The sequence below is a fragment of the Pedobacter polaris genome (assembly GCF_005116505.1).
Lineage (GTDB): Bacteria > Bacteroidota > Bacteroidia > Sphingobacteriales > Sphingobacteriaceae > Pedobacter > Pedobacter polaris.
Genome location: NZ_SWBR01000002.1, coordinates 321,596 through 335,190, shown reverse-complemented (window position 1 = coordinate 335,190; position 13,595 = coordinate 321,596). Strand labels below are relative to the sequence as shown.

Here is a 13,595-nt window from a genome sequence, read left to right as displayed (position 1 = left end):
AATTAGTTAAAGTTGTTTCAAATCAACATAATGTTTATAAATAAGATGTTTATGAATTGATAAATTCATTTTCTTTGTATTATCCTATGGCATTATTTATTAGTTCATTAAACACAGGCAGTAACGGCAATTGTTTCTATATTGGCAATGCTGATGAAGCAATTTTGATTGATGCCGGTTTAAGTTGCAAGGAAACAGAAGTCAGGATGCAGCGCTTATCACTTTGTATAAATAAAGTAAAAGCAATTTTCATTTCTCACGAACATAGTGACCACATTCGTGGATTACCAGTTTTAGCTAAAAAGTATCAAATACCAGTTTATATTACCCAACATACCTTACTTAGAGGAAGACAGGTGATTCAACCTAACCTTATTCAATCTTTTTTAGCCTACATTCCTGTTCAACTAGGAAATTTAAGCGTTATAGCTTTCCCTAAAAAACATGATGCTGCAGAACCTCACAGCTTTACAGTTTGTTGTAATGGGGTTACAGTAGGTGTTTTTACAGATATTGGTGGGCATTGTGAGCATGTGATTAAGAATTTTAAAAATTGCCATGCTGCTTTTTTAGAAGCAAATTATGATGATGAAATGTTAGACAATGGTAGATATCCGTATTTTCTAAAGAATAGAATTAGAGGTGGTAATGGGCATTTGTCTAATAAACAAGCATTAGATTTATTTTTGGGGCATAAACCAGCTTACATGAGTCATTTATTTCTTTCTCATTTAAGTAAGGATAACAATTGCCCTGAATTAGTATATAATCTGTTTCAATCACATTCAAATGGAACAAAGATTATTGTAGCCTCAAGGCTGCAAGAAACAGCAGTTTACCATATTTCTGCTTAATTTACCACATAGAAACATAACTCTCCGTCATCTCGACAGAGCGTGCGACGAGAGATCTATTAGTAGACTCCTTAATTCTGAAAATTAGCTTTTGTTCAAATCTTTGAGATTTCTCCTCGTTCCTCGTTCGAAATGACGGATGGAGAAGGGTCTAAACTTCCTCTAGTTTTGTACCACTTTCCCAAACCTCAAAGTTATGTTTCACACCACATTTTAAAGCGAAGTTTGCCCTTTGGTGTCCAACGGGAAAATCAAAACAAACCGGATATTCAAATTCTTTTACTTTATCTAAAACTATTTCCGTTAGCGTTTTGCCAAATTCAGAGCCAGCATCATCTGGTTTAACTTTAAATCCTCCAATAATTAACCCTTTAAGTTTATCCAATTTACCACTTCGTTTAAGGTTGTAAAACATACGGTCTATACTGTACAAATATTCGCCAGTATCTTCAACAAAAAGTATTTTCCCCTCGGTTTCTATTTCAGATTTACTTCCTGCTAAGTTTTCGATACAACGTAAATTACCACCAATTAATTCTCCAGAAACAGATCCCATCCTATTGCTTACATTACAAGGAGTAGTATATTTCATTCGATCTCCCTTTAGAGCATGCTGAATAGAATTAATGGTTTCTATTTGTATTGGTTCTGCTAAAGCCCAATCTGATGGAAAGCTGTTACACATTTTAGAGTGAATTGTAGCTACACGATAGTTTGTATTGATATGACTGTGCAATATTGTAATGTCGCTAAAGCCAATTAACCATTTAGGAGAAGACTTATATTTACTAAAATCTAATTGATCTAATATCCTAATTGCTCCATAACCGCCACGAGCACACATAATTGCTTTGATGTTTGGGTCATCCAACATTTGTTGAAGATCTGCTAAGCGCTCCTGATCTGTTCCTCCAAAAGTAAAATCTCTTGCACCCACGGTTTTGCCAACGCTAACATTAAATCCCCAACTTTTCATTTGAATGATTGATGGATCTATTTCTGCTTGAGTAATATAACCAGCAGGACAAGTAATTCCAATAGTATCACCTGACAATAAATAGGAAGGAATTTTGACTCTTTTAAGTGATTGTATGTTTGGGGTTTCTGTAGCAATACTTTTTAAAGGGTTTATTACTAATGAAGCTGGAAGAAGGGATAAGAAATATTTACGATTCATTATTAAGCAATATAAATATAAAAGATAATTTACCAGTTAAGAAACTTCAGTTCATTTTAAGGTTGTAATAACTATACTGTAGCCGGAACCTCTGCCAATTGAGCAGAAAGACCTGCTCCTGCCAATAAAAGCTCTTGCGTAATCGTTTTAGTGTAATCTGCAATTTCTGCCTTAAAATCAGTTACTGAAGCACCAGAACGAATTTCTTCTAGTCGTTTTTCCCACTGTCCGGTTAATTCTGCCTGCGCAATTTTTTTATCCTTAACTACCTCATAAACCGCCAATCCTTTTTGAGTAGGAATTAAATTTCTTTTTTCGCGAATAATGTATTCTCTTGTTAGCAAGGTTTCAATAATTGCAGCACGAGTTGCAGGTGTTCCTAATCCACTATCTTTCATTGCGTAACGTAACTCTTCATCTTCAATTTCTTTACCAGATGTTTCTAGTGCTTTTAATAATGAAGCTTCGTTATATAATGGCTTTGGTTTGGTCTGCTTCTCTAATAAAGCTTTATTTACAATCGGTAATAATTCTCCGGCTTTTACTTTTGGCAGTGCAGGATTATCCTCATCTTTTTTATCGTCTTCTGTTTCATTAAATACTGATCGCCATCCTGCAGATCTAATTACAGTACCATTTGCAATAAATATTGAACCAGATTCAATTGTAATTTTAGTAATTTCCTTAATGCATTCTTGATGGAAGGCTTCTAACATCCGCCCTGCAACCATATCATAAATTGCCTGATGATCCTTACTTAAATTATACGGTTTTACACCAGTAGGCAAAACAGCATGGTGATCAGTTACTTTTTTAGCGTTTACACTTCTTTTATTTAAAGTTGCTGTTTGCAGAAAATTAGCTTGATTACCAAAAGTTGGATGATCAGTTAACGTACTTATCAATTGAGGAACGGTTGAAAAAACATCATCTCCAATATATCTACTTCCAGTACGTGGATATGAAACTAGTTTACTTTCGTACAAATTCTGCAATAAATTTAAGGTTTGATCTGCTGTAAAGCCATTTTTCTTATTTCCTTCTTGTTGCAAACTGCTTAAATCATGTAATAAAGGAGGTGGTTCTTTCCTCGGTTTAGCTTCAACTGCCGTTATATTTCCACCAGTGGCAAAACCTGATGCCACATCTTCTACTTTGTCAAATATTCCTTGTGCTTCAGGCTGGGTTTTGAAATTAGCGACAGAAATTGCTTTAAATAACTGTCCATCTTTATCTAACTGTATGCTAATTTGATAAAAGGTTTGAGGTACAAAATTTCTATTCTCTAAAAATCGAGCACAAACCATGGCCAATGTTGGTGTTTGCACCCTGCCTAATGAAAGTACACTTTTAGAACCTGCGGAAATACTTAGTGCTTGAGTTGCATTCATCCCCACTAACCAATCAGATTCCGATCGGCAATGTGCTGAGTTAAATAAGGTATCATAATCTGTTCCTGGTTTTAAATTTCTAAATCCATCTTTTATGGCCTCATCAGTTTGCGAAGAAATCCATAAACGTTTAAACGGTTTTTTACATTTAAGAAAATAATAAATGTACCTGAAAATTAATTCTCCTTCACGTCCAGCATCTGTAGCTACGATAATTTCTGTGGCTTCATCAAAAAGCTTTTTAATGATATCTAATTGTTTCCTAACACCTGGATCTTCTACAAAACCATCTTTAGTTTTTACCTTACGGATTGAAAGCTTGAATTTAGCTGGCAACATTGGTAAATGTTGTCTACGCCAGCCAATAAAACCATATTCCTGTGGCGGAGCTAATTGCAATAAATGACCAAAAGCCCATGTAAATGAGTAACCTTTGCCTTCTATATAACCATCTTTGCGGGTGGTTGCGCCAAATACTTTTGCTAATTCTCGTCCTACTGATGGTTTCTCGGCAATTACAATCTTCATTCTTACGCTTCGCTATTTTAGAGCGTTAAATATCAGAAAATTTTAGAGAGATACGGATTAAAGTTTTCGACAATGGCCTATTTCAGTTAATTAATCTGCACATTTTAATAATAAAAACATATTTTTTTCAATGCGGTTCAAACGTATCAGGCTTTTTATCGACAAAAACATACACTACTGAATATCAATACTTTAAAAATTTTAAGGTTGTGCCTCAAGCGTTTCAAAATTAATATAACATATTGTAAATCAGATATTTATATTATTTTTTTATTGTATTTATCAATTAGTATCCTATATATTTGATGAACCAAATATTTTGTTAACCGGCAAAATCATCCTACTGTATGAAAAATTACCTCGAAAGATTATCCTTTCCCAAAGGATTGTTCACATCTGTAACTCAAGTTTCTATTTACGCTGAAGCTCTTTAGCTCTTAATTACAGCATGCTTATTTCTAAATAAAATCAACCCAAATATTTAAACCCTAAACCTAAAATTGTATGAAAAAGAATTTAATTTCACAAACGTTAATGTTAGCGACTACCATTTCTTTAGCAGTACTTGCTTCAAGTTGCAGTAAAGACCAGATCGAAACAAAGTCCCCTGGAGAATTAGAGACAAAAGTTACTACTGAAGCTACAAACATTGCAAATGTTGCTGCCGCTTACCCAAGTAATATCAACACTGGATTTAACCATGCAGATGGATCATATTCTTATGAGGAAGCCAGTGCAGATTTCGGAGGCGCATCTATTACCGGATGGAATGAATCTAGAGCCTATATTTCTGGTAACCAAGCCCGTGCAACATTGGCACCTAATTCAGTTTCAAATGGATTAATTGCCGGATTTGATATTTCTGATGGTGCTGCGTACGAACTCACTTACAATGTACGTTTTCACAGTCAGTTTGATTGGAGCCGAGGCGGAAAAGTAGGTTTTGGTTTTTTAATCGGTGATGAAAATACAGGTTGTGACATTGCAACAGATGGTAATGGAGGCAGCTTCAGATTAATGTGGTATCAAAATGATGCTGGTCGTGTTTATTTTCAACCCTATCTTTATCACAGAGATATGGCTGGCCCTTGTGGTGATACCTTTGGTAAAACTTATCCTACTTCTGGTAGTATAAATAAAGGCCAAACTTATACGGTACATATGTATTTAAAAAGCAATACAGGTTCAACTAAAAATGGTTGGGTACAACTTAAAATCGATAATAATACGGTGTTAGACCAATCTATAAGATGGACAACTAATGATAGCAAAAGGCTAATCAAAAGGTTGTCATTTCATAATTTTAGAGGTGGAAAAGACGTTGCTGTTTGGGGTTCTAGCCAAACAAGTTATATCTACTTTGACAATGTTGTGGTTAACAAAATTCAATAACAAAACAATTAACCCTAAACAAAAAGCCATCATAAAAATGATGGCTTTTTAAATTTATGGTAAGCTTTAAATTTAACTCTTTTTTGGTTTAGAGCTCATGTAAAAAGTCAATTTTCCACCAGATGTGATATCACTATGTTTTATAAATGGTTTAGCTAACTCCTTTCCGTTTAGCAACACTTTTTGAACATACACATTTTTATCACTTTGGTTAATTGCTTCAACAGTAAATTTTTTGCCGTTCTCTAAAGTTAAACTTGCATTATTTACAGCCGGAGAACCTAATGCATATTCATCACCACCTGGTGATACAGGATAAAAACCCAATGAAGAAAACATATACCAAGCACTCATTTGGCCACAATCGTCATTTCCTCCCAATCCATCTGGAGTTGGTTTGTATTGCATTTTTAAAATATGACGTACTTGGGCTTGAGTTTTATAAGCCTGATCTGTCCAATTATACAAATAAGCAATATGATGGGCAGGCTCATTTCCATGTACATAACCACCAATGATACCTTCACGAGTAATATCTTCGGTATGTGCAAAAAACTCATCTGGCAAGTGCATGGTAAATAAAGTATCCAATCTCAATGCGAATTTCTTTTTACCACCCATTACCTCAAATAACCCAGCTGGATCTTGGGGCACAAAGAAGCTATAGTTCCAGCTATTTCCCTCAATAAACCCCTGTCCTTCTGTATCTTTAGAGTCAAATACTTTTTTAAATGTTCCATCTGCCATTTTAGGACGCATAAAGCCTATAGAAGCATCATAATTGTTTTTCCAATTGTTAGAACGTTTAATGAATTCATTATAAACATCCATTCTGTTTAATTTCTTGGCTATTTGCGCAATTGCCCAATCATCATAAGCATATTCTAAAGTATTAGATACAGAAATTCCGCTTCGCTCTGCAGGAATGTAACCTAAATCCATATAGTAACCAATACCTTCATAATTGCGTTTTTTAGCAGTCATGATACAAGCATCTAAAGCTTTATTTGCATCTCCAGTATAAACTCCTTTAATAATTGCATCGGCAACTACAGAAACACTATGGTAACCACTCATACACCAATTGTCATTTGCATAATGCGACCAGATTGGCAACATATTTAAACTACTCTGATCATAGTGTGCCATCATAGATTTAACCATATCATTGTTTCTTGAGGGCTGTATAATGTTAAAAAATGGATGCAACGCTCTATATGTATCCCACAAAGAGAATGTTGTATAATTGGTAAACCCATTTGCGGTATGAATGCCTTGGTCTAAACCTTTGTATTGTCCATTACCATCTGTATAAGTTGTTGGGCTGATAAACGCATGATACATGGCTGTATAGAAATTGATTTTATCATCTTCAGACGCCGAAATATTTATTTTATTTAATTCTTTATTCCAGGTTGCTTGTGCTTGTGCTTTTACTTTATCAAAATCCCATCCACTTATTTCTGCACGCATATTTTCTAATGCATTTTCTTGGCTTACAGGAGATAAAGCAAATTTAATTTTAACCTTTTCTCCTTCATTGGTATCAAAATCAAAATACATTCTTACTTTTCTGCCTGCTATTTCTGGGAAGTTCTTGCTTTGATCAAATTTACCCCAAAAGCCACGATAAGCTTGCTTTGCATCATAATTCTTTTGTCCGTATGATTTAAACGGTTTAGAGAAACTCATAGAAAAATAAACTGTACGTGTACGAGCCCAACCATAAGTTTGGCGGTAACCAGTTACCAAAGTATCATTAACTACGCGAACATAAGTCCAAACTGTTTTATCATCATAGTTGTAAATTCCGGCCATTAAATCTAATATTATATGGCTCTGATCAGATTTTGGAAAAGTATATTGATGCATACCCACACGCGTGGTAGCTGTCATTTCTGCTGTAATGTTGTCATCATCTAATTTTACTCTATAATATCCAGCTTCGGCAGTTTCATTAGCATGAGAAAAGGCAGAACGAAAACCAGATTTAGTATTATTAGCGGTTCCTGGGTTCATTTGTAATTTTCCTTGCGTTGGCATAATTAAAAAGTCTCCTAAATCTGAGTGACCAGTTCCGCTAAAATGAGTATGGCTAAAACCTACAATAGTTTTGTCTTCATACTTGTAACCTGCACAATATTTATAAACATCACCATTATATTTCCCATTCATTTCATAAGGGATGGTATCTGTTTCTGGACTTAGTTGTACTGCACCAAAAGGAACAGTAGCACCAGGGTAAGTATGTCCCATCTTTTCGGTACCAATAAGAGGTTTCACATATTTCACCAAATTTTGCTGTGCATTAGCTACAAATGATAGGAAAAGTAGACAATAGAAAAAAAATTGTTTCATATTTTAATAATGATTTATAATTCGAAAGTCTAAGGTATTAATTTTACATTAAATCTTTACTAAATGGTTTTAGTAAAACAAAAAATCAGTATTTAACGAATTATTTCAATCTACAAAAATGCGTATATTTAGCCCAATAAGAGTTAACAACTTAAATGAATAACAACATTACCTTACGGGATATTGCTGAAGCGTTAAAATTATCTGTTTCTACCGTATCTAGAGCATTAACAGATAGTTACCAAATTGGAGATAAAACTAAAAAAAAGGTTTTAGCATATGCCAATGAGCATAATTATGTTCCAAATCGAATAGCGAGAAGTTTAAAAGAAGGTAAAAGTAGATCTATTGGAGTAGTAGTGTGTTCTATTGATAACAATTTTGTGGCACAAATGCTTGATGGTATAGATCATTATTGTACTGAGCATCAGTATCAAATTATTATTATGCAAAGCAAGGAACTATTTGAACAAGAAAAAGCTTGCATTAACTTACTTTATTCGGGCGGTATTGATGGGCTACTCATCTCTCCTACTTACCAAACTACAGATTTCGACTACTTAATTAATTTACAAAAATCAGGCTTACCTATTGTTTTATTTGATAGGCTAAGCGATAAAATTGATACACATAAAGTTGCAGTAGATAACTTTAAAGGTGCTTATAATGCAACTTTGCATTTAATTGATAATGGTTACAAAAACATAGCTCATATTAATAGTGATACTAAATTAAGCATGGCAACAGAGCGTTTCGAAGGTTACAAAAAAGCATTAGCTGATGCGAAAATACCTTACAATGCTAACTTGGTTCAATTTTTTGATACAACTACTGCTGATAACCTAAATCAAAATTTAGAAAAAATACTTCAAGCATTAATGCATGCTGACACTAAACCCGATGCAATTTTTACAGCAACAGACCAATTGAGTACCAGATGCTTAGCCATATTAAATAAATTAGGCTACCTTGTTCCAACCGATGTAGCATTAATTGGTTTTAGCAACACAGATTTAGCAGATGCCTTAAATCCATCTTTAAGTACTATTTATCAACCATCTTTTGAAATTGGAAGCTTAGCCGCTAAACAATTATTGTCTTTAATTGATGATAAAACCAATACTCCATTCGAAACTATTCTTTTGGATACTCAAATTCAAGTAAGGTCATCTAGTCAAAAAAGCAAATAGCCTTTTTTACATTGTTCAGACTACCTTATCAGATTATTTCACCAAAAACCTGTATTTTTGCATCCTGATTTTTAATAATGAGTAAACACGGTAGAATTTTAGTTGCCATGAGTGGCGGGGTTGACAGTTCGGTTGCAGCGGTAATGTTGCACGAGCAGGGTTACGAAGTAATCGGCCTTACCATGAAGACTTGGGACTACGCTACATCTGGTGGAAGTAGTAAAGAAACTGGTTGTTGCAGCTTAGATAGTATTAATGATGCTCGTACCTTAGCTGTAAATTATGGTTTTCCTCACTATATTCTAGATATTCGTGATGAATTTGGTGATTTTGTTATCGACAATTTTGTAGATGAGTATTTGGCCGGTCGTACACCAAATCCTTGTGTTTTATGTAATACCCATATCAAATGGGAAGCTTTATTGAAACGTGCCAATAAACTAGATTGCGAATTTATTGCAACTGGTCATTATGCAAATATTCATCAACAAGATAGCGGACGCTATGTAATTTCTAAAGGTAAAGATGAAAATAAAGACCAATCTTATGTGCTGTGGGGTGTTTCTCAAGAAAATCTATCGCGTACCAAATTCCCGTTAGGCAGTTTTGCTAAGGCTGATATCCGCCAGATGGCAATGGATATGGGGCAAGAAGAATTGGCTAAAAAATCTGAGAGCTACGAAATATGTTTCGTTCCTGATAACGATTATAGGGCCTTCTTAAAACACAAAGTGGAAGACTTAGAAGATAGAGTTGCCGGTGGAAATTTCGTTAACAGTAATGGGATGATTATTGGTCAACATAAAGGATATCCATTTTATACTATTGGGCAAAGAAAAGGTTTAGGTGTAGCTTTTGGCGAGCCAATGTTTGTTACCCAAATTTTACCAGAAAGCAATACTGTTGTTTTAGGCAGAGCTGATGAATTGGAGCGTAAAGAAGCTATGGTTAGGAATATCAACTTGGTTAAATATGAGAATATTTATGCACCGATGGACAATGTAATTACTAAAATTCGTTATAAAGATGCTGGAATGCTAAGTACCATTGTGCAGGAAAAAGACCAAATGCGTGTAATTTTCGATCATAATGTATCTGCAATCGCACCAGGACAATCTGCTGTTTTTTATGAAGGCAATGATTTGCTAGGTGGCGGTTTTTTGGTTTAAAACCCCTAAATCCCCTAAAGGGGACTTACCTAGCGATCATATTAGTTTCATAAGCATTAAATGTAAAAGATATGCTAAGCGTTATGTTTAGAGTTGCAAAGCCCCCTCTAGGGGGTTGGGGGTTCCAATTTATTATTAATCAAATAAGGGGTGCCTACTTTCATTTTTTTGTCTTTGTAAGCTTCAAAATAATAATCTATTCTACCTAAATTAATCCCCGCGAAACCAACCTGATTAATGGTGGTAATTTGTCCATCTAAGTTTTTTACATCTTCTGGCACATCCAAAAAAGTATGCGTATGTCCCCCAATAATTAAATCAATATTTCTGGTATTTGCAGCTAAAACCTTATCAGAAACCATATTGCTTCGGTAAGAATAACCCAAATGAGATAAACAAATCACTAAATCACACTTATAATCATTTTTTAATATGGCTGCAGTTTCGTTTGCTTTAGCAACTGGATCTAAGTATTGTGTTTCTCCATAATTTTTAGGGTCTACTAATCCTTTTAATTGTATACCTAAGCCAAACACTCCTATTTTTAGTCCTGCTTTTTTAAAAACTTTAAATGATTGTGTAGATTTAGAAAGAGCCGTATTAGATAAATCGTAATTGGCAATTAAAACAGGAAAATTGGCGTGAGGCAGTTGTTTGTAAAACCCTTCAACACCGTTATCAAAATCATGATTACCTAAAGTTGTGGCATCATATTGCATTTGGCTCATCAATTTAATTTCTAGCTCGCCACCAAATTTGTTGAAATAAGGTGTTCCTTGAAAAATGTCGCCAGCATCTAATAACAGTACATTCTCTTGTTCGGCTCTAATCTTTTTAATTAATGCAGAGCGTCTAGCGGTTCCACCTAATCCTTGGTTACGAGAACCATCCATTGGGAAAGGTTCTATCCTACTATGCACATCGTTGGTATGTAGAATGGTTAGTTTTTGCAGCCGACCATTTGCAAAAACATCTAAAGAATCCAAGCTCAATGCTACTGCTGCACTTGCAATACCACCAGCTTTTATAAAATTCCGACGATTAATTTTTTGTAATTCTTCCATCTAATTTTGCATTTATTCTCTTTCCTTCAGCTTGAATTTGCCTAACTTCTCTTAATAGTGCATCACGAACTAACAGTCCAATATTTTTTCTTGAAATAGGTGTATTAAAGCCTACAGCGTCATCACCACCGCTTGCAATATAATCTGAGGCAACTACCCAATAATTTTTAGCTACATCAAAAGGCTTCCCATTAATAGAAATATTTTCAGCAAGCTTATCCTTAATATTCATTTTTAATCCACTAACAGGTTGTCCATTTGTAGCTGCGATATAGTTAAGTACTTTTAAAAAATCTTCGCCTTTTAGATTAAACAGAACCAATTGATTTTCAAAAGGCATCAATTCAAATATATTAGAAACACTTATGGGTCCTTTGGCAATATCATTTCTTAATCCACCTTTAGTACTTGGGAAAACAAAATCTACATTTGGTTCTAATTTTTTAACCTGATTAAATACTGCATCAGCGAAAAAGTTTCCTAAAACAGATTCGGGTACTGTAGAGCTTTTAGCTAATAAAACTTCAGTATAACCTATCACCTCATTCATTTCTGCTTCTACCTTTGCTTTGTAAGGCATATAGGTTTTAATGATAGAACTATCTACCTGAACGTCATTGCTTATTTTGTATTCTTCTCTATTTGACTTTACAAGGGCATATTTTGTTGTACAAGATGCTAATAAGAGTAATAAAATAGAAAGAAGATGAATCCTGTTTTTTACAGTCATAAAAGGATTGTTTTGATGTTTGCTAAGATAGATTGATAAAGAGGGAAAAGCAAAATAAATTCGCCATTTGGTTGACGGGATGTTAGTCTGAGCGTAGTTGAAGACTCGATTTAATTACCCTTCGACTACGCTCAGGGTGACCCTCATTCTACCAAATTTTGCTCAAAAGTTTTACTTAATATATGGTACAGATCAGGATGTTTTTCTTTTAATATTTCTGGTTGTTCAAAAAAATATTCAGATACGACTGCGAAAAACTCAGCTTGATTGGTAATTGCATAAGGGTTAATATCAGATTTATTTTCTTCAATTCTTTCAATTTCTTCGTGCATCATTTTTACCCAAGGCAAAGTATATTCATGAGCCATTAAATTCTCAGGAACGCCGTCTGTTGCGCCATCAGATTTATCTAAAAGATGTACAAACTCATGGATTCCTGTATTTTCTTTTCCCGCACTTTTAGAAAACCCGTGTCTTAAGGCAGATTGTGAGAGTATCATTTGGCCATTCATAAATCCACTTCCAACCATCCCCATGATGTTTCTTTCACCACCTTCAAATTGGAAATCATGATTAAAAGTATCTGGATACAAAACCACATTTGTTAAGTTTTTATATTCCCAATCTGTAAAGCCAAATATTGGAATAACAGCACTAGAAGCAACTAATAACTTATCTAATTGGATAATTTCTAATCCAACACCTTCAATTTTAATGGCTGCTAAAAATGCCGCAACTTTTTGTTCAAACAATAACTTTTTAGTGCCATTAAGACAGGTATAAAAATCGACATTATTGCTTAATAACTTTTTATCAGCTTTACTTAATGGAATTGAAACAACTTTCTTCTTACGGAAAATAAAATATAACGCTATTATTAAAACTAATATGAGGATTAGGTATGGGGAATAGTTCATGATCAATTATAAACAAAAAAATCCCAAAACAATGAAGCCCTGGGATTAAGAAACTATAAAGAAATATTATAGATTTTGAACGATAGCAGCGTCTAAAGGTTTAACCGGAGAACGGTAACGGTGCACCAATTGACCTTTTTCATTGATTAGAAACTTCTCGAAATTCCATTTAATATCACCTGTAAAATCTGGATTTATCTGATTAGTCAGATAAGCAAATAAAGGATTGATATCTGCCCCTTTTACGCTCACTTTCTCACTCATTAAAAAAGTAACCCCATATTTTTGAGTACAGAATTCTTGAATTTCTTTACTTGTACCTAATTCTTGTTCTTTGAAATTTCCGGCAGGAAAACCAATTAAAACTACATTTTTACCATATTTTTTATGTAATTTTTCTAAATCTTCATACTGTGGTGTATAACCACATTTAGAGGCAGTATTTACAATCAAAATTTTCTTTCCTTTAAATTTTGAAAGTTTTATTTCCTTTCCTTCAAGTGTTTTAAAAGTAAAATCATAAACAGATTTAGGTGGATTCGGAGCAATCCATAAGTTTAATAGTAATAATAAGGTATTGATCATTTTTTTAGTTTTAGTTGTTAAATTGTTCTTTTGCTAGCTATCTTCCTTGTCTCAATACGCTATACTCGCTAAGCAATTCTCTTTTCAATAAACGAAGATACTTACTAATTAGATGTGTTAAATAATTATATCGTAAAGAAATTGATATTTTAAAAAAATAAATAAAGGGCTATTATATAAGCTTTAAGTGATGTAAAACAGCATGTTAAGCACTAAATCTAATTGTTATTTTTAAAATAA

The 13,595-nt window shown here is 33.9% G+C and carries 11 protein-coding genes; 4 read left to right on the top strand and 7 right to left on the bottom strand.

The window, feature by feature from the left end; all coding sequences use genetic code 11:
* Positions 1 to 86 precede the first annotated feature (86 nt).
* Positions 87 to 854 (top strand): MBL fold metallo-hydrolase, encoded by a 768-nt coding sequence (locus tag FA048_RS07755; RefSeq protein WP_136839669.1) that lies wholly within the window; start codon positions 87 to 89, stop codon positions 852 to 854.
* 151 nt (positions 855 to 1,005) lie between these two features.
* Here FA048_RS07755 and FA048_RS07750 read toward each other — a convergent pair whose 3' ends face one another.
* On the bottom strand, positions 1,006 to 2,031 hold the full coding sequence (locus tag FA048_RS07750) for a S66 peptidase family protein (protein ID WP_136839668.1): 1,026 nt from the start codon (positions 2,029 to 2,031) through the stop codon (positions 1,006 to 1,008).
* Between the two features lie 71 nt (positions 2,032 to 2,102).
* Complete coding sequence (locus FA048_RS07745) at positions 2,103 to 3,950, bottom strand: DNA topoisomerase (RefSeq protein WP_136839667.1); 1,848 nt, start codon at positions 3,948 to 3,950, stop codon at positions 2,103 to 2,105.
* A gap of 504 nt (positions 3,951 to 4,454) precedes the next feature.
* Between FA048_RS07745 and FA048_RS07740 the strand changes: the two genes are divergently transcribed.
* Positions 4,455 to 5,342 (top strand): polysaccharide lyase, encoded by an 888-nt coding sequence (locus tag FA048_RS07740; protein WP_136839666.1) that lies wholly within the window; start codon positions 4,455 to 4,457, stop codon positions 5,340 to 5,342.
* A gap of 72 nt (positions 5,343 to 5,414) precedes the next feature.
* Here the strand turns inward: FA048_RS07740 and FA048_RS07735 are convergent, their stop codons facing one another.
* Positions 5,415 to 7,700 carry a GH92 family glycosyl hydrolase gene (locus FA048_RS07735; protein WP_136839665.1) on the bottom strand — a complete coding sequence of 762 codons (2,286 nt, stop codon included), beginning with the start codon at positions 7,698 to 7,700 and terminating at the stop codon, positions 5,415 to 5,417.
* Between the two features lie 155 nt (positions 7,701 to 7,855).
* Between FA048_RS07735 and FA048_RS07730 the strand changes: the two genes are divergently transcribed.
* Together FA048_RS07730 and mnmA are read left to right on the top strand one after the other, a co-directional pair.
* Positions 7,856 to 8,890 (top strand): LacI family DNA-binding transcriptional regulator, encoded by a 1,035-nt coding sequence (locus tag FA048_RS07730; RefSeq protein WP_136839664.1) that lies wholly within the window; start codon positions 7,856 to 7,858, stop codon positions 8,888 to 8,890.
* 77 nt (positions 8,891 to 8,967) lie between these two features.
* Positions 8,968 to 10,059, top strand: coding sequence for a tRNA 2-thiouridine(34) synthase MnmA (gene mnmA / locus FA048_RS07725; protein ID WP_136839663.1), 1,092 nt, complete (start codon positions 8,968 to 8,970; stop codon positions 10,057 to 10,059).
* 107 nt (positions 10,060 to 10,166) lie between these two features.
* Here the strand turns inward: mnmA and FA048_RS07720 are convergent, their stop codons facing one another.
* The 4 genes from FA048_RS07720 to FA048_RS07705 form a co-directional block, all read right to left on the bottom strand.
* Positions 10,167 to 11,123, bottom strand: coding sequence for a metallophosphoesterase (locus FA048_RS07720; RefSeq protein ID WP_136839662.1), 957 nt, complete (start codon positions 11,121 to 11,123; stop codon positions 10,167 to 10,169).
* Positions 11,101 to 11,853 (bottom strand): 5'-nucleotidase C-terminal domain-containing protein, encoded by a 753-nt coding sequence (locus tag FA048_RS07715; RefSeq protein WP_136839661.1) that lies wholly within the window; start codon positions 11,851 to 11,853, stop codon positions 11,101 to 11,103. Before FA048_RS07715 ends, FA048_RS07720 begins: the two co-directional genes overlap by 23 nt.
* Before the next feature lie 143 nt (positions 11,854 to 11,996).
* A complete protein-coding gene (locus tag FA048_RS07710; protein ID WP_136839660.1) occupies positions 11,997 to 12,770 on the bottom strand; it encodes a M90 family metallopeptidase in 774 nt (257 codons plus the stop codon).
* A gap of 66 nt (positions 12,771 to 12,836) precedes the next feature.
* Positions 12,837 to 13,355, bottom strand: a complete 519-nt coding sequence (locus tag FA048_RS07705; protein ID WP_136839659.1) for a glutathione peroxidase — start codon at positions 13,353 to 13,355, stop codon at positions 12,837 to 12,839.
* Positions 13,356 to 13,595 lie beyond the last annotated feature (240 nt).

Bases quoted from the DNA above. Each gene is read 5' to 3' on its own strand.
- FA048_RS07715 (WP_136839661.1), bottom strand. From the start codon at position 11,853: ATGACTGTAAAAAACAGGATTCATCTTCTTTCTATTTTATTACTCTTA.
- FA048_RS07735 (WP_136839665.1), bottom strand. From the start codon at position 7,700: ATGAAACAATTTTTTTTCTATTGTCTACTTTTCCTATCATTTGTAGCT.
- FA048_RS07755 (WP_136839669.1), top strand. From the start codon at position 87: ATGGCATTATTTATTAGTTCATTAAACACAGGCAGTAACGGCAATTGT.
- mnmA (WP_136839663.1), top strand. From the start codon at position 8,968: ATGAGTAAACACGGTAGAATTTTAGTTGCCATGAGTGGCGGGGTTGAC.
- FA048_RS07720 (WP_136839662.1), bottom strand. From the start codon at position 11,123: ATGGAAGAATTACAAAAAATTAATCGTCGGAATTTTATAAAAGCTGGT.
- FA048_RS07730 (WP_136839664.1), top strand. From the start codon at position 7,856: ATGAATAACAACATTACCTTACGGGATATTGCTGAAGCGTTAAAATTA.
- FA048_RS07745 (WP_136839667.1), bottom strand. From the start codon at position 3,950: ATGAAGATTGTAATTGCCGAGAAACCATCAGTAGGACGAGAATTAGCA.
- FA048_RS07705 (WP_136839659.1), bottom strand. From the start codon at position 13,355: ATGATCAATACCTTATTATTACTATTAAACTTATGGATTGCTCCGAAT.
- FA048_RS07740 (WP_136839666.1), top strand. From the start codon at position 4,455: ATGAAAAAGAATTTAATTTCACAAACGTTAATGTTAGCGACTACCATT.
- FA048_RS07710 (WP_136839660.1), bottom strand. From the start codon at position 12,770: ATGAACTATTCCCCATACCTAATCCTCATATTAGTTTTAATAATAGCG.
- FA048_RS07750 (WP_136839668.1), bottom strand. From the start codon at position 2,031: ATGAATCGTAAATATTTCTTATCCCTTCTTCCAGCTTCATTAGTAATA.